The 23529-nt window shown below is 66.8% G+C and carries 21 protein-coding genes and 1 pseudogene; 12 read left to right on the forward strand and 10 right to left on the reverse strand.

Translation table 11 applies throughout. The features are described from left to right. Positions 1-29 precede the first annotated feature (29 nt). From pgeF to ACFQDH_RS13045, 11 genes and pseudogenes are all read left to right on the forward strand, one after another. Positions 30-773 carry a peptidoglycan editing factor PgeF gene (gene pgeF, locus ACFQDH_RS12995; RefSeq protein ID WP_382401918.1) on the forward strand — a complete coding sequence of 248 codons (744 nt, stop codon included), beginning with the start codon at positions 30-32 and terminating at the stop codon, positions 771-773. Between the two features lie 84 nt (positions 774-857). Next, a complete protein-coding gene (locus ACFQDH_RS13000) occupies positions 858-1577 on the forward strand; it encodes a YggS family pyridoxal phosphate-dependent enzyme (RefSeq protein WP_382401920.1) in 720 nt (239 codons plus the stop codon). A 65-nt stretch (positions 1578-1642) separates the two neighbouring features. Further along, entirely contained in the window at positions 1643-2146 is a 504-nt protein-coding gene (locus ACFQDH_RS13005) for a cell division protein SepF (RefSeq protein WP_382401922.1), read from the forward strand. Positions 2147-2217: 71 nt separating this feature from the next. After that, positions 2218-2496 carry a YggT family protein gene (locus tag ACFQDH_RS13010; RefSeq protein WP_382401924.1) on the forward strand — a complete coding sequence of 93 codons (279 nt, stop codon included), beginning with the start codon at positions 2218-2220 and terminating at the stop codon, positions 2494-2496. A gap of 91 nt (positions 2497-2587) precedes the next feature. After that, entirely contained in the window at positions 2588-3757 is a 1170-nt protein-coding gene (locus ACFQDH_RS13015) for a DivIVA domain-containing protein (RefSeq protein ID WP_382401926.1), read from the forward strand. 295 nt (positions 3758-4052) lie between these two features. Continuing rightward, positions 4053-4970, forward strand: coding sequence for a TraR/DksA family transcriptional regulator (locus tag ACFQDH_RS13020; RefSeq protein WP_382401930.1), 918 nt, complete (start codon positions 4053-4055; stop codon positions 4968-4970). Next, positions 4934-5554 (forward strand): signal peptidase II, encoded by a 621-nt coding sequence (gene lspA / locus ACFQDH_RS13025; protein ID WP_382401932.1) that lies wholly within the window; start codon positions 4934-4936, stop codon positions 5552-5554. The genes ACFQDH_RS13020 and lspA overlap by 37 nt, the downstream gene beginning before the upstream one ends. After that, positions 5551-6482: pseudogene (locus ACFQDH_RS13030) on the forward strand (RluA family pseudouridine synthase). Before lspA ends, ACFQDH_RS13030 begins: the two are co-directional and overlap by 4 nt. Before the next feature lie 165 nt (positions 6483-6647). After that, the gene (dnaE, locus tag ACFQDH_RS13035; RefSeq protein WP_382401934.1) at positions 6648-10214 is read left to right on the forward strand and encodes a DNA polymerase III subunit alpha; all 3567 of its coding nucleotides are present in this window, start codon (positions 6648-6650) and stop codon (positions 10212-10214) included. A gap of 13 nt (positions 10215-10227) precedes the next feature. Continuing rightward, positions 10228-10878: an alpha/beta hydrolase gene (locus tag ACFQDH_RS13040; RefSeq protein ID WP_382401936.1), complete on the forward strand. Its 651-nt coding sequence runs from the start codon at positions 10228-10230 to the stop codon at positions 10876-10878. Positions 10879-11056: 178 nt separating this feature from the next. Further along, positions 11057-13195 carry a S9 family peptidase gene (locus tag ACFQDH_RS13045; protein WP_382401938.1) on the forward strand — a complete coding sequence of 713 codons (2139 nt, stop codon included), beginning with the start codon at positions 11057-11059 and terminating at the stop codon, positions 13193-13195. Between the two features lie 122 nt (positions 13196-13317). Here ACFQDH_RS13045 and ACFQDH_RS13050 read toward each other — a convergent pair whose 3' ends face one another. The 6 genes from ACFQDH_RS13050 to ACFQDH_RS13075 form a co-directional block, all read right to left on the reverse strand. Next, the gene (locus tag ACFQDH_RS13050; RefSeq protein WP_382401940.1) at positions 13318-14178 is read right to left on the reverse strand and encodes a universal stress protein; all 861 of its coding nucleotides are present in this window, start codon (positions 14176-14178) and stop codon (positions 13318-13320) included. A 152-nt stretch (positions 14179-14330) separates the two neighbouring features. Next, a complete protein-coding gene (locus ACFQDH_RS13055; protein ID WP_382401942.1) occupies positions 14331-14744 on the reverse strand; it encodes an HIT family protein in 414 nt (137 codons plus the stop codon). Positions 14745-14761: 17 nt separating this feature from the next. Further along, the gene (locus tag ACFQDH_RS13060; protein WP_382401944.1) at positions 14762-15226 is read right to left on the reverse strand and encodes an SRPBCC family protein; all 465 of its coding nucleotides are present in this window, start codon (positions 15224-15226) and stop codon (positions 14762-14764) included. Positions 15227-15274: 48 nt separating this feature from the next. Continuing rightward, complete coding sequence (locus ACFQDH_RS13065; RefSeq protein ID WP_382401946.1) at positions 15275-15547, reverse strand: DUF4031 domain-containing protein; 273 nt, start codon at positions 15545-15547, stop codon at positions 15275-15277. After that, the gene (locus ACFQDH_RS13070) at positions 15544-15864 is read right to left on the reverse strand and encodes a hypothetical protein (RefSeq protein WP_382401948.1); all 321 of its coding nucleotides are present in this window, start codon (positions 15862-15864) and stop codon (positions 15544-15546) included. Before ACFQDH_RS13070 ends, ACFQDH_RS13065 begins: the two co-directional genes overlap by 4 nt. Then, positions 15861-16250, reverse strand: coding sequence for a hypothetical protein (locus ACFQDH_RS13075; protein WP_382401950.1), 390 nt, complete (start codon positions 16248-16250; stop codon positions 15861-15863). Before ACFQDH_RS13075 ends, ACFQDH_RS13070 begins: the two co-directional genes overlap by 4 nt. 111 nt (positions 16251-16361) lie before the next feature. Between ACFQDH_RS13075 and ppc the strand changes: the two genes are divergently transcribed. Beyond that, positions 16362-19145 (forward strand): phosphoenolpyruvate carboxylase, encoded by a 2784-nt coding sequence (ppc, locus tag ACFQDH_RS13080; RefSeq protein WP_382401952.1) that lies wholly within the window; start codon positions 16362-16364, stop codon positions 19143-19145. A gap of 55 nt (positions 19146-19200) precedes the next feature. Here the strand turns inward: ppc and ACFQDH_RS13085 are convergent, their stop codons facing one another. From ACFQDH_RS13085 to ACFQDH_RS13100, 4 genes are all read right to left on the reverse strand, one after another. Beyond that, a complete protein-coding gene (locus ACFQDH_RS13085; RefSeq protein WP_382401954.1) occupies positions 19201-20403 on the reverse strand; it encodes a DUF4236 domain-containing protein in 1203 nt (400 codons plus the stop codon). Between the two features lie 6 nt (positions 20404-20409). After that, on the reverse strand, positions 20410-21489 hold the full coding sequence (locus ACFQDH_RS13090) for a hypothetical protein (protein WP_382401956.1): 1080 nt from the start codon (positions 21487-21489) through the stop codon (positions 20410-20412). Further along, a complete protein-coding gene (locus ACFQDH_RS13095; RefSeq protein ID WP_382401958.1) occupies positions 21486-22193 on the reverse strand; it encodes a helix-turn-helix domain-containing protein in 708 nt (235 codons plus the stop codon). The genes ACFQDH_RS13090 and ACFQDH_RS13095 overlap by 4 nt, the downstream gene beginning before the upstream one ends. Positions 22194-22308: 115 nt before the next feature. Then, on the reverse strand, positions 22309-23340 hold the full coding sequence (locus tag ACFQDH_RS13100) for a helix-turn-helix transcriptional regulator (RefSeq protein WP_382401960.1): 1032 nt from the start codon (positions 23338-23340) through the stop codon (positions 22309-22311). Between the last annotated feature and the right edge of the window lie 189 nt (positions 23341-23529).

Consider the following 23529-nt stretch of genomic DNA (forward strand, 5'->3'; position numbering starts at 1 on the left):
GTTCGAGCACTCGTAGACGGGCGGCGCCGATGTGGTGGTGGCGTGACCAGCTGACCGGTCCAGGCGGCCGGACCATCGACGTGGGTTTCACCGACACTGATGGTGGCGTGAGCGCCGTCGGTCCGATCGCCTCGCTGAATCTTGGCGGCAAAGTGGGCGACGACCCGTCGAACGTCGCGCGCAACCGCGCAGCGGTCGCAGCCGCCGTTGACGTGGCGCCCGACGATCTGGTTTTCATGCACCAGACGCACAGCGACCGGGTCCTCTCACTCGAGGACGGCAACCGCGATCTCGACGGCGACGGCATCGTCACGGCATCGTCCGGCGTCGCGCTCGCCGTGCTCGTGGCCGACTGCACGCCGGTCCTGCTCACCGACCCCGCCGCGGGTGTCATTGGCGCCGTTCACGCCGGACGCCCCGGCATGATGGCCCGCATCGTCGACCGCGCGCTTGACCGGATGAGCGAGCAGGGAGCGACCAATCCCGTTGCAATCATTGGACCTTCGGTGTGCGGCCGCTGCTACGAAGTCCCGCTCGAGATGCGTGAGGAGGCAGCCGGGGTCACCCCGGAGAGCCGCGCCGTCAGCTGGACCGGCACTCCCGCGATCGACGTGGCGAGCGGTGTCGTTGCACAACTGCACGCACGCGGCGTGGACACGACCTGGGTGCCCGGCTGCACTCGAGAGTCCGACCGGCTCTTCTCCTACCGGCGTGACCACCGCTCCGGCAGGTTCGCCGGAGTCATCGTCCAGCGCACGAGCCCCCATGTATGACGTAAACGCACCCCGCGAAGTTCTCCCCCGCTTCGCTTCCTCCGATACTTCGCGGGGACCCCGCGTGACCAGAACAGTGGATCCTTGAGCCCCGCATATGACGCAAGCCGTCGCGACGAACTCGCCGCAAGTCTCGCCGAGGTGCACGCCCGCATCGACCGCGCCTGCACTGCCGCCGGCCGCAACCGTGAGGACGTCACGCTGATCGCGGTCACCAAGTTTTTCCCGGCATCCGACGTGGAGCATCTCGCCGCGCTCGGCGTGACCGACGTGGGGGAGAACCGCGACCAGGAAGCCGGCGCGAAGTTCGAGGAGCTAGCCAGCGATGTCCGCCGCGACCTCACGGTGCACTTCATCGGGCAACTGCAGTCCAACAAAGCCGCCCACGTCGTGCGTTACGCAGACGTCGTGCAGTCCGTCGACCGCGCCAAGATCGCCCGCGCCCTCGACAAGGCCGCCCTCGCCCAGGAACGCACGCTCGACGTGCTCGTCCAGGTCGACCTTTCCGATGCTCCCGGTCGCGGCGGCGTCGCCCCGGACGACGCGCGCACGCTCGCCGACGACGTCGCGGGGTGTCCGGCGCTCCGGCTGCGCGGCGTGATGGCCGTGGCACCGCTCGGCGCGGATCCGGCCGAGGCGTTCGGTCGGTTGGCAGCTGTGGCGGACGTCATACGAGGCGATCATCCGGACGCGACCTGGTTGTCCGCAGGCATGAGCGGCGACCTGGAACACGCGGTGGCCGCGGGCGCGACACACCTGCGTGTCGGCAGCGCAATCCTCGGTTCTCGGCCAACTCCCCGGTAGCGTCATCCGCGACCGACGAAACGCCTCAGAGGCTGGCCCCTCGCGGTGAGAAGGAGTGCAAATCCATGGCTGGGAAGCTGCGCGCGACGATGGAATATCTCGGCTTGGCCGAGGCCGACCCACATTACCGTGACGATGATTACAACGGTGAGTGGTCCGAGGAATATGACGAGGCGCAGGACAGCGGTTACCCCGTTGAGGAGACCCACCGCGAGCCGGCGCCGGTCACCCAGTTGCACACCTCGCCGGCTGCCCCGGCACCGCATCGGCAGGAGGCCGGCGACATGAGTCGCATCAACACGATCCACCCGCGCACCTACAACGAGGCGAAGGAGATCGGCGAGAGCTTTCGCAGCGGCGTCCCGGTCATCATGAACCTCTCCGACATGGACGACACCGACGCCAAGCGACTGGTCGACTTCGCCGCGGGTCTGGTTTTCGGTCTGCACGGCACCATCGAGCGCGTCACCAGCAAGGTCTTCCTGCTGTCCCCGCACGGCATCGAGGTCTCCACCACCGGTGCCGAGGCAGCGCGTCCCACCGGCCGAGGCCTGTTCAACCAGAGCTGATCGGCGCTCCGACGGCGTCCGGTCCCGGGTTGATGGTCGATCGCAGTCCATCCATACCGCACAATTGAGTTATGTCAGCCGTCCTCACCGTGGTCTCGCTGCTGCTCTATGTCTTCTTCATCCTGCTGCTGGGTCGGCTGGTGTTGGACTGGGTGCAGGTCTTCGCCCGTAGTTGGCGGCCGCGCGGCCCTGTGCTCGTCGTTGCCGAAACCATTTACAGCACAACGGATCCGCCGCTGAAGGCGTTGCGCAGGGTCGTTCCGCCACTGCGCCTCGGTCAGGTTCGCCTGGACCTGGCGTTCCTCATTCTGATCCTGGCTGTCTCTTTGCTGCTCAGTATCATAAAGTGAGCACGATATTTATCCGATTGTTGCGGCGAGCGCCGCGTGTCCGCCTGGACACGCATGCTCTCCGCCCTGAAGTACTAACTGAGGTGCACACATGGCGTTGACGCCAGAAGACGTGGTCAAGAAGGAGTTCACCAAGCCCAAGGGCTTCGGTCGTAGCGGTTACGACGAGATCCAGGTGGACGACTTCCTCGACGAGATCGTGGTCGAGCTGCGTCGGCTGAACGCTGAGAACGAGGACGTCACCGGCAAGCTCGAGGACTGCCGTCGTTCCAAGGGCGTTCCCGGTCGCAGCGAAGCCGATTCCGGTCAGGGCTCGTCCCCGGCCGCCGCAGTGCCGGCCCTTACGCCGGTCAACCGGCGCAACGACGACGCGGACAAGACCCAGGTTGTGCCCAGTGCCAAGGACGCGGAGGCCGCCAAGGCTGCCCGGGTCGAGCTGGACAAGACCCAGGGCGAGCTGAAGACGACGCAGGCCAACCTCAAGTCCGCCAAGGACGAGCTGACCCGCACCAAGGCCGAGCTCGACCAGGCGCAGAGCGCACTGGCTGCGGCCAAGAAGGAGCAGGCGCAGCTGCAGGAGCAGCACCAGGCCAGGCTCAACGAGCAGCAGGCCGCTGCCGCGAAGGCCGCCAGCCAGCCGACCCAGACCAAGCCGGGCGAGTTGAAGCCGACCGACGGCAGGGTCAACAACGCCGACGTCGCGGCGATCGCTTCCACCGAGGGCGCCGCCGGCGTCATCGCGTTGGCTCAGCGCCTGCACGACGAGCACGTGCACGAGGGCGAGACCAAGCGTGACCGCCTGATCGGCGATGCGCAGGCGCACCACGACAAGGTCGTCGGCGAGGCCAACGCCCAGCGTGACCGGTTGGTCACCGAGGCGCAGGCGCACCACGACAAGGTCATCAGCGAGGCCAACGCCAAGCGCGACGAGCTGGTCGGCTCCGCGCACATCAAGCACGACGAGCTGATCAGCGCCGCGCAGAGTCGTCATGACGAGTTGCTGTCGACCGGCCAGAGCAAGCACGACGAGCTGGTCCGCACCGGCACCGAGAAGTCGGAGAAGATGGTGCGCGAGGCCGAAGACCGCAAGAACCGAATCCTGGGCGAGCTCAACAGCGAGCGGGAGAAGGTCAGCGGCAACATCGACCAGCTGCGGTCCTTCGAGGGTGACTACCGCAACAAGCTGCGCGGCTACATCGAGGACCACCTCACGCAGCTGGACCACACGGCCGTCGACGACAAGCCGAAGTCCAACAACTGATACCAGCCTGACACGCCAGACCACGAGTCGCTGGAGACGAGCGCCGATCCGTTAGGGTGAGGCACTCGTGTCCGGCGACTTGGTCGTCGGACACCTGCCTTCGTTCGGTGGTCGGGCACGCACGAGCAAGGAGCTGGGCGTTCCACCTGCACTATTTCGCCGGTGATTGCGACGTCAAGCGCCAATTTCGTTGTATGTCGGCTGTGTGTCGCTTATCCTGCCCGCAGTCACATCGGGGGCAGGAGCCCGGCACATCCATCGGGTGAACCGGTCTGCTGCGACAGGAAGGTATGCGATGCCAGCCAAGAAGACGGCCTCTGGCTCGTCCAGTTCTGCGTCCGCCACGAAGAGCCGGTCAAGGGTGACCGCGGCCCTGCGCAAGGCCACGGGCGTCGTCGCCAAGGCAGCCGGCCGTGGCGACGATCCATCGGGCTCCGCCGCGAAAAGGCCTGCGTCCAAGGCGGCCAAGAAGGCCGTGGCCAAGAAGGCGGCGCCGACGGCGGTTGCCAAGAAGGCCGCCGCGAAGAAGGCGCCTGCGAAGAAGGCGCCTGTGAAGAAGGCCACGACCGCCAAGGCAGCACCGACAAAGAAGTCGGTCGCCAAGAAGGCGCCGGTGAAGAAGACTGTCGCCACGAAGAGCACCACCACGAAGAAGGCCGCGCCGCCCGCCAAGCGGGCCGCCGCCCCCAAGTCCGTAGTTGCCAAGAAGACGACGGCGACTCCGAGCAAGACCCAGAAGACGACCGCAGCCGCCACCAAGGCGGCACCGATGAAGAAGGCCGCCACGAAAACCACCACCGCCAAGAAGACCGCGACCTCTGGCAAGCTGAAGGTTCGCGACGATGAATCCCCTTGGACGTCAAAGGAACTCGCCGCTGTCCGTGCGGAGCTCGAGCACGACGTCGAGCGACTGACCACCGAGCTCAATGGCTTCGAGAGCGACATCGCAGGGCTGATCAAGGACAGCGGCGACGGTGCCGGTGACGACCAGGCCGACGCAGGCGCGAAGACCTTCGAACGCGAGCACGAGTACTCCCTCGCGCAGAACTCCCGGGACCTGCTGGAACAATCGGTGCATGCGCTCGAGCGCATCGACGACGGCACCTACGGAGTTTGTGAAAATTGTGGCAACGCGATCGGCAAGCTTCGGCTGCAGGCATTCCCGCGGGCGACGCTGTGCCTGACCTGCAAGGCGAAGCAGGAGCGGCGCTGACCTCCGAGGAGTCCGCTGACGAGCAGCACACTGCACCGACGAAGCAGAAGCGCCCTTCCGCCCAGCTGATCGCATTGCTGGTCGGCGTTGCTGTCGTCGGCTACGGGCTCGACCAGGCCACCAAGGCCTGGGCGTCGAATTCCCTGGACCCGGCACGGCCGAAGCAACTCGTCGGCAGCCTGCTGCAGTTGCGCCTGACCCACAATCCCGGCGCGGCCTTCTCGATCGCCACGAACGCCACCTGGGTTTTGACCATCGTGGCCGCTGCGGTGATCGTGGCGACGATCTTCTTCGCGCGCCGGTTGCGCAGCAAGCCGTGGGCCTGTGCGCTGGGGCTGCTCATCGGCGGCGCGTTGGGCAACCTCACCGATCGTTTCGTGCGGGCCCCCGGTGGTGGCAAGGGCCACGTGGTCGACTTCCTGGAGCTGCCGCACTGGCCGATCTTCAACGTCGCCGACTGCTGTGTGGTCACCGCCGCGTGCCTCATCGCGTTGCTGGCCTTCCTCGGCATCGGCATCGACGGCCGCCGGGCCGGCGACGACAAGACGGACTCACCCGAGTCCACGAAGGATGCCGACGTATGAGCGACGTCAAGGCTCTCGGCATACCCGACGGGCTCGAGGGCGAGCGGGTGGACACCGCGATCGCCCGAGTGCTCGGCTTCTCGCGCACCCAGGCGGCCCAGCTGGCGGCCGACGGCGAGGTGACGCTCGACGGCAAGGTCGTCGGCAAGTCCGACCGCGTCAGCGCCGGCCAGTGGCTTGAGGTCCGTATGCCGGAGCGCGTCGGCCCCCGGGTCGCCGAGGTCAAGCCGCAACATGTCGAGGGCCTGCGAATCGTGCACGACGACACCGAGATCGTGGTGATCGACAAGCCTGCCGGAGTCGCCGCGCATCCCAGCGTCGGATGGGACGGTCCGGACGTCGTCAGCGGGCTGGCAGCGGCCGGCTACCGCATCTCCACCTCCGGCGCGGCCGAGCGCCAGGGGATCGTGCAACGGCTGGACGTCGGCACCAGCGGGCTGATGGTCGTGGCCAAGAGCGAGCGCGCATATACCGTGCTGAAGCAGGCGTTCCGTGACCGCACGGTCGACAAGACCTACCACGCACTGGTGCAGGGTCTGCCCGATCCGGTCGTCGGCACCATCGAGGCGCCGATCGGTCGGCACCCGGGCCACGATTACAAGTTCGCCGTCATGCAGTCCGGCCGGGCCAGCGTCACGCACTACGAGCTGCTCGAGGCGTTCCGGTCGATGAGCCTGCTGACGATCCATCTGGAGACCGGCCGCACCCACCAAATCCGCGTGCATCTTTCCGCGCTGCATCGCCCGCTCGTCGGCGACCCGCTCTACGGCTCCGACCCGACCGTCGCCAAGCGGCTCGGTCTGTCGCGGCAGTGGCTGCACGCCACCGAGCTCGGCTTCACCCACCCCGGGTCGGGGAGTGGGTCATCTTCCAGAGCCCGTACCCCGCCGACCTCGAGCGCGCGCTGGAGATCGCCCGCGACGCGTGACGTGATGCGGTCGGTCGGGTTCGAAATGCGTACATAACCGGCGACGGTCGCCGGTTGCGCGCGCGTGCTGGTATGACGCAACAACCCGCCATACCACCAGCCACATTCGTCACACGTGCGCGAGTCCTGGTGTCGCTGTCGGGACCCCGATCTAGACTCATCGCGATGTCCGATCCCGCCGCTTCCGCAGACTTCGTGCACCTGCATGTGCACACCGAATACTCCATGCTCGACGGCGCCGCAAACGTCGGGCGAATGTTCGAGGAGGTGGAGCGACTCGGCATGCCCGCGATCGCGATGAGCGATCACGGCAACATGTTCGGTGCCTACGAATTCTTCGGTGCCGCAAAGGATTCGCCGGTCAAGCCGATCATCGGCATCGAGGCCTATGTCGCGCCGAGCACGCGTCATTCGCGCCAGCAGGAGTTCTGGGCGCCGGGCGGCAAGCGCGACGCAAACGTCGACGGCGAGGGCGGCAAGGACGTCTCCGGTGGCGGCCGCTACACCCACATGACGATGTGGGCCAAGGACGCCCAGGGCCTGCGCAATCTCTTCAAGCTCAGCTCGCTGGCCAGCTTCGAGGGCTACTACATGAAGCCCCGCATGGACCGCGAGCTGCTGGCCGAGCACGGCAAGGGCATCATCGCGACCACCGGCTGCCCGTCCGGCGAGGTGCAGACCCGGCTGCGCCTCGGCCAGTTCGACGAGGCGGTCGCCGCGGCGGCGGCATACCAGGACATCTTCGGCAAGGAGAACTACTTCCTGGAGCTGATGGACCACGGGCTCGACATCGAGCGATCGGTGCGATCCGGCCTTTTGGACATCGCCAAGCGGCTCGACATACCGCTGCTGGCGACCAACGACAGCCACTACGTCACCGAGGGCGAGGCCGACAGCCACGACGACCTGCTCTGCATCGGCGTCGGCAAGAACAAGGACGACCCGGGCCGGTTCAAGTTCAACGGCAGCGGCTACTACCTGAAGTCCGCCGACGAGATGCGCGAGCTGTTCCGCGAGCTGCCGGAGGCCTGCGACAACACCCTGCGGGTCGCCGAGATGATCGGCGACTACAGCGAGGTCTTCACGTATGTCGACCGGATGCCGCAGTTCCCGGACGTCCCGGAGGGCCAGACGCAAGCGTCGTTCCTGCGCGAGCAGATCCAGGTCGGCCTGCAGGAGCGCTACGACGGCAACCCGAGCCAGGAGGTGCTGGACCGGATCGAGACCGAGATGAAGGTCATCGAGCCGATGGGCTTCTCGTCATACTTCCTCGTCGTCGCCGACATCTGTAAATACGCCCGCGACAACGGCGTGCCGGTCGGCCCGGGCCGTGGTTCGGCGACCGGCTCGATGGTCGCCTACCTGACCCGCATCACCGAGCTCGACCCGTTGGAGCACCAGCTGCTCTTCGAGCGGTTCCTCAACCCCGAGCGCATCAACCCGCCGGACGTCGACCTCGACTTCGACGACCGCCAGCGCGACAAGATGGTGCAATACGTCACCAGCAAGTACGGCGCCGACTACACCGCACAGGTCAACACCTTCTCCACCATCAAGGCGAAGGCCGCGATCAAGGACGCCAACCGCATCCTCGGCTTCCCGTTCAGCCTCGGCGACCAGATCTCCAAGGCGATGCCGCCGGACGTCCAGGGCAAGGGCGTGCCACTGTCCGCGACGTATGACGAGAAGCACCCGCGCTACACCGAGGGCGTCGACTTCCGCGCGATGATCCAGGCGCAGCCCGAGGTCAAGAAGGTCTTCGACACCGCCCGCGGGCTGGAGGGCAAGATCCGCGGCACCGGCGTGCACGCGGCGGCGGTCATCCTGTCGTCGGCGCCGCTGCTTGACCTGGTCCCGATGCACCGGCGGGACAAGGACGGCACCATCATCACCGGGTTCTCCTACCCTCAGTGCGAGGACATGGGCCTGGTCAAGATGGACTTCCTGGGGTTGCGCAACCTCGGCATCATCGATCAGGCGCTGGCCAATATCAAGGCCAACCGCGGCGAGACGATCACCACCGAGACCATCCCGCTGGACGACGAGAAGACCTACAAGCTGCTGGCCAGCGGTGACACGCTCGGTGTGTTCCAGCTCGACGGTGGCGCGATGCGCAGCCTGCTGCGGCTGATGGTGCCGACCCGGTTCGAGGACATCGCGGCGGTGCTCGCGCTCTACCGGCCCGGTCCGATGGCTGCCAACGCGCACATCAACTACGCCGAGCGCAAGAACGGCCGGCAGCCGATCACGCCGATCCATCCGGAGCTGGAGGAGGCGCTGGAGCCGATCCTCGGCACCACCTACCACCTGCTGGTCTACCAGGAGCAGATCATGGCGATCGCCCGCGAGCTCGCGGGCTACACCATGGGCGGCGCCGACCTGCTGCGTCGCGCCATGGGTAAGAAGAAGCCGGAGATCCTGGCCAAGGAGTGGGACCACTTCTCCTCGGGTATGACGGAAAACGGCTTCTCACCCGAGGCCACCCAGGCGCTGTGGGACGTCATGCTGCCGTTCTCCGGGTATGCGTTCAACAAGTCGCACACCGCCGGTTACGGCCTGGTGTCGGTGTGGACCGCGTTCCTGAAGGCCAACTACCCGGCCGAATACGCCGCCGCGCTGCTGACCTCGGTCGGTGACGACAAGACGAAGATGGCGATCTACCTGGCCGACACGCGCAAGCTGGGCATCCAGGTGCTGCCGCCGTCGGTCAACGAGTCGTCGCACGACTTCACCGCCGTCGGTGAAGACATCCGCTTCGGTCTGGGTGCGGTCCGCAACGTCGGCGCCAACGTCGTCGAGGCGACGGTCCGCGCCCGCGACTCCAAGGGCAAGTTCTCCTCGTTCGACGACTTCCTGCGCAAGGGCGGCACCGCTGTCTGCAACAAGCGCACCGTCGAATCCCTTGTCAAGGCAGGTGCTTTCGACGATCTCGGGCACACCCGGCAGGGCCTTGTCGCCATACACGAGACCTATGTCGACTCGCTCGCCGACGAAGCCAAGAAGAGCGAGCAGGGTCAGGAGAGCCTCTTCGCCGGGTTCGGTGACGACGACGGCGTGAGCCTGGCGGCGTTGCCCCCGATCCCCGACATGGAGTGGGACAAGCAGACCAAGCTGGCGTTCGAGCGCGACATGCTCGGGCTGTATGTCTCCGACCACCCGCTCTTCGGCATCGAGCACGTGCTCGCGCAGCACGCGGACGTGTCGATCGCCAGGCTGCACGGTGATGACGCGCCGAAGGAAGGCTCGATGATCACCATCGCCGGCCTGATCACCGGGTTGCAGCTCAAGCGCAACAAGCGCGGCGAGCTCTGGGCGATCGCGACCGTCGAGGACCTCGAGGGCAGTGTTGAGGTGCTCTTCTTCGCCAAGACCTACATGACCGTCTCCACCATGCTCAGCCCCGACACGGTGTGCGTCATCAAGGGCCGGGTGATGGAGCGCGACGACACGATCTCGCTGTCTGCTCAGGAGTTCACGATCCCTGAGATCAAGGGCGACATCCGCGGGCCGGTGGTCCTCACCTTGCCGCTGGTGCGGGCCAACAACGGTTTGGCGCACCGGCTCAAGGGTGTGCTCGGCGAGCACCCCGGCGCGACCGAAGTGCACCTGAAGCTGACCCAGCCGGGGCGGTCCGTGACCGTTCGGCTCGAGGACGGTCTGCGGGTCACCGCGTCGCCGGCGTTGTTCGGCGACCTGAAGGCGCTGCTCGGCCCGGCCTGCCTGGTGGGATAGGCGCTCGCAGGTCATGGCGGGCGAACTCGTGACCGAGGTCTTCGACTACGACGATGGGCGGCCCGTAACCGTCTATGTGCCACCGGATCCGCCCGAGGCCATCGTGTTCGCCGGCGATGGTCAGCTCATCGCGCAATGGGGCGGCCGGCTTGAGGCGGCCGATCTGCCGTCGACGATGATCGTGGGTGCTCACCGGACAGCTGACGCGGATGAGATGGCGCGTATCCGTGAATACTCGCCGTCGTTCGACGAGCAACGGTTCATCGCTCACGAGAGGTTCTTCGTGGACGACGTCCGCCAGTGGGTGCGGTCGCGCTTTCGCGTCACGCTGCCGGCCGAGCGCACTGCGGTGTGCGGTGTGTCGGCGAGTGGGGAGCTCGCGCTCGCTCTGGGCCTTCGGCATCCGGAGGCCTACGGGGTCGTCTTCTCCGCATCGCCGGGTGCCGGCTACCAGCCGCCGGCCGTCACGCCGAGCGCGTTGCCGCGAACCTATCTCGTCGCCGGCACTCTGGAACCCTTCTTCCTGGAGAACGCGAGCCGTTGGGCGGACGCCTTGCGCGATGCGGGCGCGGACGTCGTGATGCACCAGCGGGTCGGCACTCACGGCGGTCCCTTCTGGGCCGAGGAATTTCCCCTCATGGTGGCTTGGGCGTTCGGAAGTTGAGCCGGCGACTCTGGAGTTGTTGGCCCCCTCTCTCGGCACCACCGTTCGCCGAGAGGCTCAGGAACACCTCGACAGGCTCAGATAATCGGCCGCGCACAGGCGTCCGTCGTGAGCCTCTCGGCGCTTATGTGAGCCTCTCGGCGAAGGGGTCGGCGGGGGTACCTCGTAGGCTGATCCGGTGACTTCTCCGCAGCCGTCCCAGACGCACCCGCAGCCGCCGCGCGCCCGACGCAAGCCCACCACGCGAACCTTCCACGATGACGTCGTCACCGACAACTACGAATGGTTGCGCGACAAGGAGTCGCCCGAGGTAATTGCGCACCTCGAGGCCGAGAACGCCTACACCGCTGCGGTCACCGATCGCCTGAAACCGTTGGCGGACAACATCTTTGGCGAGATCAAGGCGCACACTCAGGAGACTGATCTCTCGGTGCCGGTGCGGATGGGCGAGTGGTGGTACTTCTCCCGCACCATCGAGGGCGAGCAGTATGCCGTGCACGTGCGGGTGCCGTATGTCGCCGGCGCCGACCGGCCCGACCCGCAGCCGGGTGAGTCGCTCAACGGTGAGCAGGTGCTGCTGGACGGCAACGCCGAGGCGACCGGGCACGACTTCTTCGAGCTGTCCGACCTGGCCGTGAGTCAGGACGGAACTCGTGTCGCGATCGGCCTGGACGTGACCGGTGGCGAGATCTACGACCTGTCGGTGCGGGACGCCGCGACCGGTGCGGTGCTCGACGATGCGGTCCACCAGATCGGCAATGGGGTGGTCTGGTCCAGGGATGGTCGCCACCTTTTCTACACCCGCCGGGACGACGCCTGGCGTGCCAACGAGGTATGGCGCCACGAGCTCGGCACGCCTGTCGAACGGGACCAGTTGGTCGTGCGTGAGGACGACGAGCAGTTCTCACTGATGATCGGGGAGTCCCGCGACGAGCGGTGGCTGATCGTGACCATTGGCTCGAGCACGACTACCGAAGCGCATCTGCTGGACCTGGCCGAGCCGACCGGCGAGCTGCGCGTGGTGCAGCCCCGCGTCACCGGACTGGACTACGACATCGAAGTCGACGGTGACCGAATCCTGGTGGTGCACAACACTTCTCGGGTCGACTTCGACCTTGCACAGGCGCCGCTGGCCACGCCCGGCCGTGAGCACTGGCAGCCGGTGATGACCGGTGGCGAGGGCGACCGCATCCTCGGCGTCGACGCGTTCGCCGGCTTCGTGGTGGTGTCGATGCGGCACGAAGGGCTGCGCACGCTGCGCCTGTTGCCCAAAGGAGAGGACGGCACGCTGGGGGAGCCTCGCGCCATACCCGTGGAGCCGGAGTTGCACACCCTCGGGCTGGGCAACAACCCCGAATACGACACTGCCACAGTGCAATTGGTGCTCACGTCCTGGTTGACGCCGAGCAGCGTCCTCGACTACGCGCCCAGGACCGGCGAGCTGGCGTTGCTCAAGGCGCGCGAGGTGCCTGGCTTCCAGCCGGAGCTGTATGTCGAGGAGCGTGTCTGGGTCAAGGCCGAGGACGGCGCGCGGGTGCCGGCGTCGGTGGTGCGGCGCCGCGAGGTCGAGGCCGACGGCAGCAACCCGGGCTACATCTACGGCTACGGCTCCTACGAGATGTCTTTCGACCCGTACTTCTCCGTGGCCCGTCTGTCGCTGCTGGACCGCGGAGTCGTCTACGTCGTGGCGCATGTGCGCGGCGGCGGCGAACTCGGCCGCAAGTGGTATGACGACGGCAAGTTGCTCGCCAAGCGCAACACGTTCACCGACTTCGTCGCGGTGTCGCGCGCACTGTCCGAGCTCGGCTGGGTGCACCCGGATCGCCTTGTCGCAGAAGGCGCTTCGGCCGGCGGGCTGCTGATGGGGGCGATCACCAACCTCGCTCCCGAGCTGTATGCCGCGGTGCACGCCGACGTGCCGTTCGTCGACGCGCTCACCACGATCCTCGACCCGTCGCTGCCGTTGACCGCCGGTGAGTGGGAGGAGTGGGGCAACCCGATCGAGGACCCGGAGGTCTACGCCTACATGAAGTCCTACACGCCCTACGAGAACATCCGGGCTGGACGCTATCCGGCGATCCTGGCCACGACCAGTCTGCACGACACACGGGTCTTCTACGTCGAGCCGGCCAAATGGGTGCAGCAACTGCGCGAGACGGTCGACGCCGACCCGGAGCGCCCGATCCTGCTCAAGACCGAGATCGCAGCCGGGCACGGCGGCCGCAGTGGTCGCTACGACGGCTGGGCGCAGATCGCTTTCGGATTCGCGTTCCTGCTCGACCAGCTTGGCGCGACCGAACTCATGCGGGTCGAGTAGCAAACCTCAAGCGGGTCGAGTGCCGGGGGAGCGCAGCGGAGGAGGTGTATCGAGACCGCGCCGGGCCCTGTTTGAGCGGACCTCGAGACGCTCCTGCGTCGCTCCTCGGCCAGCTGAAGAGGTCAGTGCATGACGAGGACGGGCGACGAGGCGTGCGACAAGAGGTCGACGGCGACGCGACCGAGGTTCAGCCCCTCGAAACCACCGATTCCACGTGCGCCGACGACGACGAGGTCGCTCTCGTGTGACTTGTTGACCAACTCCCGGGTCGGGTTGCCGTCGAAGAGTTCGGTCAGCACCTTCACCGACGGGTGTTGCTCCTGGTGGCCGGCGACCGACGCCTCGATCTGCGAGCGGGCCGTGGCCATGTAGGACTTCCAGTCGGCGCTGCCGAGTCCGGGGTCCTTCGCGTCGTCCGGCTGCCAGACGTGGACCACCTGCAGGTCTGCACCGGTTCGCTCCGCCTCTGCGAACGCCCAGCCCAACGCCTTGCGACTGAGGGCGGACCGGTCCACGCCCGCGGTGATGCGCCCGTATGCCGTGTCGGACTCCTTGCGGATCACGGCGACCGGGCACTTCGCGTGTGAGGCCACCTGATGTGCGGTCTCACCCAGCGAGGAGATGTGCAGCATGCTGTCGCCGTGCGAGCCGAGGACCACCAGTTGTGCGTGCACGCTGGCACGCACCAGCGCGGCGGCGGGGTAGCCGTCCGGGTGGGAGGTTGTCACGTCAATTCGCATGTCCTTCAACAGGACTCGGTTGCGGCCGCGAGTGAGAACCCGCTCGCCGGCGGCATACAACTGGGCGGGTTCGGCACCCATGTTGAAGACGAGATCGGGCCGGTCGTGGCTGAATCCGTGGACGAGGTGAACGGGCGCGTGCGTCGACTTGGCGTAGTCGGCCGCCCAGTCGAGAGCGGCGAGTGAGGACGTCGAGGTGTCGATCCCGACGACGACACTTCCGGGTTGCACTGAGCCTTCCATGGTTGACCTCCGAGTCGACCTTGGCGGCGGTTGCCGTGGTGGCGGCCGTCGTCGCGGGGCGCGCCCCGCCTCTTCCAAGTTAAGCACCAACGCTGTGCAAAGGCTGGTAACGATCTGATCGGCGCCCCGATAATGCCCGGGTATGCCCCGCTTCAGTCCGCCAGGGCGGTGCGCAGGCGCTCGGCGTAGTCGGCCTGCTCGCCCTCGGCATACCGAACGCGCGGCCAGAAGAAGCCGCGCAGCCCGTCACCCTTGGTGCGCGGGACGACGTGGCAGTGCAGGTGCGCAACGCTCTGGGACACCTTGTTGTTCATCGCGACGAAGGTGCCCTGTGCACCCAGCGCCTTCGGTATGACGCCCGCGATGCGGCGCACCTCGCTGAAGTATGGCGCGAGCATCGTGTCGGGCAGGTCGGGGAGGGTGACCACGTGCTCGGTGGGTATGACGAGGACGTGCCCCTTGAAGACCGGCCGGTTGTCGAGGAATGCAACCGTGTGGTCGGTGCGCGCGACTTCGTGCGCGGCCGAGTCACCCGTCGCGATCGCGCAGAAGACACACGCAGTCATATCGTGAATTCCGCCCGCTACGAACCGGATTCGACAGAAGTTCGGATGCCCTGCAGCGTCTGTCGCATCCCGGTAGTCAGCTCCTTGTCGAAGCTCTCCTCGCCACCGAGGAACTTGTCGATCAGCAGTCTCGACGCCTTGCTGACTCCTGCGGAGACGTCACGACGCTCCACCAACCGGGTCCGCGTGTTGTCGTCCAGCGACACCAGGTCGAAACTCCAGGTCGCGTGGTTCTCCTTCATCTCCCAGGCGATTCGCTTGCCCGGGTCGAACGCGACGATCCGGCTGCGTGTTGCCCAGAACCGCACGTCGCGGCGGTTGAAGTTGATCATCGCGCTGCCCAGCTTCAGCGGTCCGCCTCGCACGATCACCTTCTTGGCCTGCGGGCTCCACTGCGGCATACGTTTCAGGTCGGAGACGACATCCCACACCTGCATCGGACTGGCATTGATCTCGATGAAGACCTCAAGGTTGGCTGACATGCGAATCCTTACTGCTGCGAGGGGGTTTCAACGAACCTACCAACCAGGTCAAACGCCACGTCGGTCGCGCTCGGGGACTCGCAGGCCGCTGGCGATCAGCCGGCGGATGAGCGTGGACCCGCTGACTTCGGCCGCGCCGGCGTCGACGGCGTCGGCGTACCGCTCCTCGGGCAGGTCGTAGTGGTCGTGATCGAAGAGCCGCCGGGGGATGCCGAGAGTGCTTGCAAATGCGTGCAGTTCGTCATACGACGTGTCGCTCACCACGTGCGACCAGAGGTGCCCGTGCGCCGGCCACATGGGTGGGTCGATGAGCACGCTCACGCGCGGTCGACCTGGGTGAAGCTGAGCCCCGAGCCGTTGGTCAGTCCGTGTTTGGCGACGAACCGCCACGCGTCCCCGGCAGCGACGTCGACCTCCCGTTGGGTCGCACCGAGGTCGGAATGGGTGCCGCGATAGCGGACGAACGCCCGGATGCGATGCGGGCCGGCGGGCACCGCAACGGTGACGGCGCCGCCCCACCGAGTCACGTGGTCGGCGCCGTCGATCTGCACGACCGGCCGGGCGGCAGGACGCAGCAACAGGCCGTTCAGCCAATGCGGGAAGACGGTCACAGTGATGGCGGCGTCCGTGGAAGTCATTGGGTCGAGGTTAGCCCGGCCGGCCGGTCGTCGGGGTGGGTCCGATAGCGAAGATTGACGGCTGCACTCGGATCCTCTCCGGTCAGGGCCAGCCGGATCGGAGCGCCGCCGGGGTTGTCGAAGAGGCGGATGCCGTCACCGAGCAGGATCGGCCCGCGCCACTGCCCGCCATACGGACGAAGATCGCCGATGACGCTGTCGAAACCGTCGCGCCCGGCAAGGACGGCGCCCGTGGTCGTCACGTATTCGTCCACGAGCCCGGGGCGCATCGAGAAGCCGGTCATCCAACCCATGTCGTGCCGCGGACCGGCGACGAAGCCGTCGAGCGACATACAGAAGTGCCAGAGCACTTTGCCGGCCGCGGTCTGTGGTTCGAAATCGTCCATGGCACTGTCCCTTCGTCTTGGTCCAGGTCGACGGTAGCGCCGGATGCGAGATTGCTCACGTGCCGAGACGAACGCCCACCTGATGGGCGGCGAAGCAGCATGCTGGTGGCCATGTTCGATCACATGCTGGCCTTCGACGTCACCGAGCAAGGGCGCGCTGCCTCGGAACCATTGCGTGAGGACATCCGCCTGCTCGGCGGGATCCTCGGGGAGGTGATCCGCGACCAAGAGGGCGCTGACATCCTGGAGTTGGTGGAGGAGGCGCGCACGCGAGCGTTCGCGGTGCGACGTCGCGAAGAGCATCGCGACCAGTTCGCGGCGATCTTCGACGAGCTGCCGACCAAGCAGGCGATGAAGGTCGTGCGGGCGTTCAGCCTCTTCGCGCTGCTGGCCAACCTGGCCGAGGACCTGCATCGCGAGCGACGCCGGGCGATGCACGTCAACGCGGGGGAGCCGCCGCAGGACGGCTCGCTGGCGGCGACGTTCCGCAAGCTGGACGACGCGGCATTGGACGACGCCACCGTCCGCGACGCCCTCGGCGGTGCGACTGTCGTGCCGGTGATCACCGCGCATCCGACGGAGACACGTCGGCGCACGGTCTTCCAGACCCAGTCGCGCATCAAGGAGGTCATGCGACAGCGTGAGCACGGCAACCTGACGCCCGCCGAGCTGGCGGCGGGGGAGCGGGTCATCCGGCGGCAGATCCTGACGCTGTGGCAGACCGCGCTGGTCCGGTTGCAGCGGGTGGCGATCACCGACGAGATCGAGGTCGGGCTGCGGTGGTTCGGAGAGTCGCTCTTCGAGGTCATGCCGCAGCTCAACGCGCGCGTCCGCGACGAGCTAGCGGCTCGATACCCGACGGCGGATGTCGCGAAAGAGCCTGTGCTTCGGGCCGGTTCGTGGATCGGCGGCGACAGGGACGGCAACCCGAACGTCACTGCAGACGTCGTGTCGACCGCCAGCGGCCGTGCCGCGCAGACCGCGATCCAGCACTATCTGCGCGAGCTGGCGGTCCTGGAGGACGAGCTCTCCTTCTCCATCCGTATGACGCCGACCTCGCGCGAGCTGCTCGAGCTGGCCGCGCTCAACACGACGGATGACCGCGCCGACGAACCCTTCCGCCAGGTTATCGCCTGGATCCGTGGCCGGCTGTCGGCGACACACACGGAGTTCTTCGGCGACTGGTTCGAGTCGGCGGTGCAGGTGGCGGGAGCTGCGCCATACAAGAGTGATGATGAGCTGTCCGCGGATCTCGACATCGTCGACGCTGCGCTGCGAGAGGGATCGGGCGGCTTGATCGCCGATGACAAGCTGCTCCAATTGCGTGAAGCAGTGCGGACGTTCGGCTTTCACCTCTACGGGCTGGACCTGCGCCAGAACTCCGACGTGCACGAGCAGACGATCGCCGAGCTCTTCGCCTGGGCGGGCGTGCACCACGACTACCTGTCGTTGGAGGAGGACGTGCGCGTCGGGCTGCTGACCGCAGAGCTGGCGAACCGGCGCCCGCTGATCGGAGCCGGGGCGCAGTTCTCGGAGCAGACGACCAAGGAGCTCGCGATCACCGCCGCGGCGGCACACGCGGTCCGCACGTTCGGGCCCGAGGCGGTGCCGAATTACGTGATCAGCATGTGCACCTCGGTGTCGGACATGCTAGAGACGGCAGTGCTGCTGAAGGAAGCCGGGTTGCTGGACCCGGGTGTCGGCGGTGAGGGTGCGACCTGCTCGGTGAATGTCGTGCCGCTCTTCGAAACCATTGAGGATCTTCAGGTTTCGGCAACCACGATGCGCGCAGTCCTCGCGGTGCCGATCTACCGACAGTTGGTGGACAGCAAGGACGGGCTGCAGGAGGTGATGCTCGGTTACAGCGACTCCAACAAGGACGGCGGCTACATGGCGGCCAACTGGGCCCTCTACCGGGCCGAGCTCGACCTGGTGGAGGTGGCGCAGGAGACCGGCATCCGGCTGCGGCTCTTCCATGGTCGCGGCGGCACCGTCGGTCGCGGTGGCGGTCCCAGCTACGAGGCGATCCTCGCCCAGCCGCCCGGCGCGGTGCGCGGCTCGTTGCGGCTGACCGAGCAGGGCGAGATCATCGCCGCGAAGTATGCCGAGCCGCCGCTGGCGACCCGCAACCTGGAGACACTGCTGGCGGCGACCTTGGAGGCGTCGCTGCTGGACGTTGAAGGGCTGGGCGACGACACCGCGGATGCCTACACCGCGATGGACGAAATCGCAGCACTGGCAAGGGAATCGTATGCCGACCTGGTGCACCGGACCGACGGCTTCGTCGAGTACTTCACGACCTCGACGCCGGTTGCGGAGATCGGTGCGATGAACATCGGCTCACGCCCTTCGTCGCGCAAGCAGACCAAGGAGATCAGTGACCTGCGCGCCATTCCCTGGGTGATGTCGTGGTCGCTGTCGCGGGTGATGTTGCCGGGTTGGTACGGCACCGGCAGCGCGCTGGAGAAGTGGGTCGGCGACGACGAGTCGCGGCTGAAGGCACTGCGTGGCTACTACGAGCGGTGGCCGTTCTTCCAGACGGTCATGTCGAACCTGGCTCAGGTGATGGCGAAGTCGGATCTCGGTATCGCAGAGCGGTATTCGCGGCTTGTGGCGGACGAAGCGCTGCGTGAGCGGGTCTTCTCCAAGATCGTCGACGAGCACCAGCGGACCTTGCAGATGTTTGCCCGGGTCACCGGCCACGAGGACCTGCTGTGGGACAACGCGGCCCTGAAACGCTCTGTTTTCAACCGTTTTCCCTACCTGGAGCCGCTCAACCACCTGCAGGTCGAGTTGCTGCGGCGCTACCGCAGCGGCGACGACGACCCGCAGGTCCAGCGCGGCATCCTGCTCACCATGAACGGCCTGGCGACAGCGCTGCGCAACTCCGGTTAAGCGGTGGCCGAGGAGCGAGGTACGAGCGTCTCGAGGTCCCGCGTCCCTGCAGCCCTCACGACCCCACTTGCTCTGACTCCTCGTCCAGGTCGATCGCACCGAGCACTGGCTTGAGGTCCGGGTGCGTGTCAAGGTCGAGAGGCACGAGTTCGCCTGCGGCGCCTCGTTGTTCGAGGATTCGCTCCTTGGCGGCGTCATTCACGATCTGTACCGCATCAGCGGTCTGCCACTGTATGCCGAGGAGCGCCTGTCGCTCGAACCGCAACGCAGCCATGACCTCGGGATGGCGCACGCCATACGCGTTGACCGGCCCGCGGCGTACCGCGATGATCGCGACCTCCGTGATGCCCGGCGCCACGGCGAAGGCCTCCTTGACGGTGACCAATGCGTAGCCGCAGACCATCAGCTTGTAGAGGTCCGAGCGCTGTCTCTTGGTCATCTGCCGCAGCGAAAGATTGCCGGCCGCAGTGGTCCCGGGCATCCGCTCGGGCAACACTTCGGTGCCGGGGACGTGGACCACGAGCGACGCCGTCGAACCCTGGACCCCGGTCGGCGCGGCAGCCGCTTCGTTGTCCTCGAACGCGTGCTGGATCGCCCACATGACGTGGTGTGGTTCGTTGGCCAGCAACTGTTTCCACCACTCGTCCAGTCGTCGCTGCTCGTCGTCCTGCCGCCGTTTCGCGTCGGCCTGGATGCCGGCGAACTCGGCCTGCGCTGCAGCCGTGGCGCGCGTGATGGCTTCGGCACGTTCGTGGCGGTGGAACCATCCGACCCCTGCGGTCGCAGCCTCGGTGTTGCGGGCGAGAACCTGCTGGTAGGTCGGGGTCTGCGGCGGCGACGCGACTGGTGCCGTCGCGTTGGGGAAGGTCGCTCGGTGCAGGTCGAGGATCGCGCTGATCGCGTCGGCGATGGCCTTGGCCCGTGCCGCCTTCTGTTGCTGGGCCGGGGTCGCGCCAGGGGACCGCTGGGCGGAAGTGAGAGCACGCGTCGATCGCGAAGTCGACGGTCGTGACTTCGAGCCGTGCACCGGCGCGTAATAGGTGAAAGGCCCTGCGCCGGTTGAGATTCCGGTCCCACCTGCGCCGAAGTGCACTCGTGCAGCCCGCGGACCGACGGAGGTGCGCAGGCCTCGTTTGGTGGCCCGGATCTTCACACCCGGAGCGACGCGGAAATAGAAGCCCATTTCCGGACCGTAGCCCCACACAACGACGGTGACCGGTGCAATCACCAGATTGGCCCCGGCAACGTCATTCGCCACCGGGCATCAAATTGGCTCAGCAAGTCGAGTCAAGAAGGCGAAGACCGCGTCGGGATCGCTTGTGTCAGAAAAGAATCGGTGTTCTGCAGTCTTGTTCCGCAGGAAGCGACGTATGGGCTTGCGGTCTTCGGACCGAGCCTCCTGCAGTGTCGCTCGAGGGCTGCGTAGCGCGATGTCAGCGAGGGTGACGATGTCTTCCGCATGACGATCCACGTCGCGGCTATCGCTGACGTAGGCATGTGCCTTCGCGACGAGGGCGCCCAGGAGACTCGGCCTTCGGACGTAACCGGACAGGCTCCCGACCATGACTGGCACCCGCTGCGCGCGTGCAAGCGCTTGGTTGCCGCCCTCGACGGACAGGCCGCGCCGACCTAGTGAAGTGGTCGGCTGTTGGCGCTGTCGTTCCAGGCCTTCTGGCAGTAGGAGGTCGATGACTGTCGCGTGTGGACTGTGCCGTGCGAACCGATAGCCATAGCCATCACTGGTTTTCGCCTCCACGAAGCCGCTGTCACGCAGCAATCTGCTCGCCGCCCGCAACGAGTCCCGTCGCGTCCAGACACCCACGATCACGTCGCCGTCGTCGGTGGCACGCGTGACGCGATGGTTGTTCTCGAGGCAGTGCAGCATCGTCATCTGCCCACCAACGAGAACCCAGGGGCGATCAAGCTTTTCGAAAGCGAGGAGGGTCCGCCACATAGCGATCTGATGATCGGGCAGCGGCGGCAGAGCAACCGGCTCGCGGTCAAGAGTTGGCACCTCGTCCGCCGCCCGATGAAGTAGACCATCCAGCGCAGCCAGCTCTCCACGAGTGAAGGAAAGACTCTCGTTGTTGGCCAGTGCATCAAGGAGACCACTGAGTTCGATCGCACGCTGCCTGTCGACAGCCGGGGCGAGGCCGAGGCGCGTCTTGATGCGCCCGATCAGAGCCTTCACGTCGCCAAGATCAGCGGGCTGCGGGTCTGTCGTGCGGCGCTGGTCCGCGCCGAACGCCGCGCTGAGGTCGGTCGGCAACTGTCCGCTGATCGCTCCGATCGCTCCGAGAATCTGATCCTGGCTCCGAAGCCGAGAGGAAGGCACGTCAGTCATTCGGCCAGCTCGCCCAGGACGGCGGTCAAGAGTGCGTTTCCGGTCGCCTTGGTGCGCGTGTCGCGCGAATCGGCGAGGTCAACCCCTGTGATGAGTCGAGGAGTGACCACTCGTCCCCGAAGATGCCGTGATGTTCGTCGGTGCAGGTCGTTGTCGACGATACGAAGAGTGAGGTTTCCGGTGCGGCTCTCGATCAGGAAGAGATCGCTGATCAAAGACGCGGCCACCCCTCGGCTCACATACGCGTCGGCGGTGCCACCGGTGCCCAACCCAAGGTTGTATGACGTCACGGAGCTGACACCCGTGCTGACCACATCGTCGTGATGCAGTAGATCCTCGATGTCGACGTCGCCGATCTGGTACCTCGCAACGTGATTGGACCGAGAGGCAAGCCATCGCTGAACTGTCTCCACACGAGTCACGCCGCGCAGGCGGCGGCGCAGCCTCGACCGCTCGGACGCGGTCAACCATTCGGCATCCCCGCCATCGGCCAGGTCAGCGGCGGCCCAGGCGATCCGCTGGGACATGGTCCGACCTGTTGCGTTCGCGGTGGTGAGCGCGGCCTGATGCTCGACGCTGTCAGAGTTAACCAACCACTGGGTGCCGAAGCGTCGTGCTTCGAGACCGCCGGCAGCGATCAATGCCCGAACTCGGGACTGATTCACGTTCAGCCGCTGTGCGGCTTCGGCGGTGGTCAGATCCATGTACACAACTATAGCGCCAACGCCATAGATGTGGCATGCAGCAATTTTGCACTCACACGAAATACCGGCCAAACGCCGGAAGACTGGTGCTGCATGATGCCCGAGCCACCTCAAATCAGCGACGCGTCACCCAGCCGCGTTGGGCGGCCTCCCAGCCCAGCTGCATCCGGGAGGTCGATCCGGTGAGCTGCATCAGCAGCTTCAGCCGCCGCTGAACGGTGCGGCCGCTGATGCCCAGCCGCTTGCCGACGGCGTCGTCGGTCAAGCCGGCGAGCATGAGAGACACCAGCGCCAGGTCGACACTGTCCGGACCCGCTCCCGGCCCCTCGATCGGTCCGTGCTGCGGGTCCAGCACGATCGGGATGCCGCCGGACCAGACCGAGTCGAAGAGGGTCACCAGCGCCTGGACCAGGCTCGGCGCCTTGATCAGGACGGCCGCTGCGTCGTGGCTGCGCACGGCCAGCGGCACCATCGCGACGCCCCGGTCGGCGATCAGCAGCTTGGTCGGCACCTTTTCGACGGTGCGCAGTTGCACGTGAGCGCCGAGCGACTCCCGCGACTCGTTGGCGGTGGCGTCGTCCTCGAGTGCGGCCCGCTCCAGGACGACGCGGAAGGCGACGCCCCGGTCGAGCGCTTCTGCCTCCGCCGCGTTGTTCCCCGACTCGACGGCGACCGGCCGGGCGTCGACGAAGGCGCACACCTCCGTGCGGGCGCTGCGCTGTAGTTGCAGGAACTGCGCACCCACGGCGTCGGCGCCCAGCACGACCTCGACCAGGTCACCGACCTCGGCGTGGTTGAGGTCGCGCCGGAAGAGTTCCGCGAGCGCGGCGACCGACGTCTCCGCCCGGGCCAGAGCGTGTTGTCGTGAGTTGAGTAGCGCTCGCAGGCCGACGTCGGGTGATGCCGGAAACCAGCGGACGGTCCGTGCGGCGACCTGCACGGCTTCGACCAGACCGAGCTCGTGCAGTGCGGCCAGTCTTGCCTCGACGTCGGGCACCGTGCGGTGCCAGCGCACGGCCAGTACTCCTGCGGTGCCGCCACCCTGCTCGATCAGCGATCGATAGTCGGCCTCGTGCTCGGAGGTGAGCCCGACCGCACTGAGATCGATGGTCCGGACCCGGTCACCTGCGCCGGGGATTGCTTCCATGCTCGTGTCCTTCGCGCCCGCGGCATCTCCGCGCGCCATACGTCTGCTCTGTCGAAAACCTGCCATGACGATTCTTCGCCCGGCTCAAGCGTTCCACGCCCGGTCGCGCGGCGTGCACGATGACCAGGTCCGGCTGTCACGGACACGCGACACGGACTTCCCGGCCGCGTCGCTCCACCCTCGGATCCA

It is taken from the genome of Flexivirga alba (genome assembly GCF_042661025.1).
GTDB lineage: Bacteria > Actinomycetota > Actinomycetes > Actinomycetales > Dermatophilaceae > Flexivirga > Flexivirga alba.

Coding starts and splice junctions, on each gene's coding strand:
- ACFQDH_RS13010 (WP_382401924.1), top strand. CDS start 2,218: ATGTCAGCCGTCCTCACCGTGGTCTCGCTGCTGCTCTATGTCTTCTTC.
- ACFQDH_RS13060 (WP_382401944.1), bottom strand. CDS start 15,226: ATGTCAGCCAACCTTGAGGTCTTCATCGAGATCAATGCCAGTCCGATG.
- ACFQDH_RS13055 (WP_382401942.1), bottom strand. CDS start 14,744: ATGACTGCGTGTGTCTTCTGCGCGATCGCGACGGGTGACTCGGCCGCG.
- ACFQDH_RS13005 (WP_382401922.1), top strand. CDS start 1,643: ATGGCTGGGAAGCTGCGCGCGACGATGGAATATCTCGGCTTGGCCGAG.
- ppc (WP_382401952.1), top strand. CDS start 16,362: ATGTTCGATCACATGCTGGCCTTCGACGTCACCGAGCAAGGGCGCGCT.
- dnaE (WP_382401934.1), top strand. CDS start 6,648: ATGTCCGATCCCGCCGCTTCCGCAGACTTCGTGCACCTGCATGTGCAC.
- ACFQDH_RS13090 (WP_382401956.1), bottom strand. CDS start 21,489: ATGACTGACGTGCCTTCCTCTCGGCTTCGGAGCCAGGATCAGATTCTC.
- ACFQDH_RS13020 (WP_382401930.1), top strand. CDS start 4,053: ATGCCAGCCAAGAAGACGGCCTCTGGCTCGTCCAGTTCTGCGTCCGCC.
- ACFQDH_RS13100 (WP_382401960.1), bottom strand. CDS start 23,340: ATGGAAGCAATCCCCGGCGCAGGTGACCGGGTCCGGACCATCGATCTC.
- ACFQDH_RS13070 (WP_382401948.1), bottom strand. CDS start 15,864: ATGACTTCCACGGACGCCGCCATCACTGTGACCGTCTTCCCGCATTGG.
- ACFQDH_RS13015 (WP_382401926.1), top strand. CDS start 2,588: ATGGCGTTGACGCCAGAAGACGTGGTCAAGAAGGAGTTCACCAAGCCC.
- ACFQDH_RS13050 (WP_382401940.1), bottom strand. CDS start 14,178: ATGGAAGGCTCAGTGCAACCCGGAAGTGTCGTCGTCGGGATCGACACC.
- pgeF (WP_382401918.1), top strand. CDS start 30: ATGTGGTGGTGGCGTGACCAGCTGACCGGTCCAGGCGGCCGGACCATC.
- ACFQDH_RS13040 (WP_382401936.1), top strand. CDS start 10,228: ATGGCGGGCGAACTCGTGACCGAGGTCTTCGACTACGACGATGGGCGG.
- ACFQDH_RS13075 (WP_382401950.1), bottom strand. CDS start 16,250: ATGGACGATTTCGAACCACAGACCGCGGCCGGCAAAGTGCTCTGGCAC.
- ACFQDH_RS13095 (WP_382401958.1), bottom strand. CDS start 22,193: ATGGATCTGACCACCGCCGAAGCCGCACAGCGGCTGAACGTGAATCAG.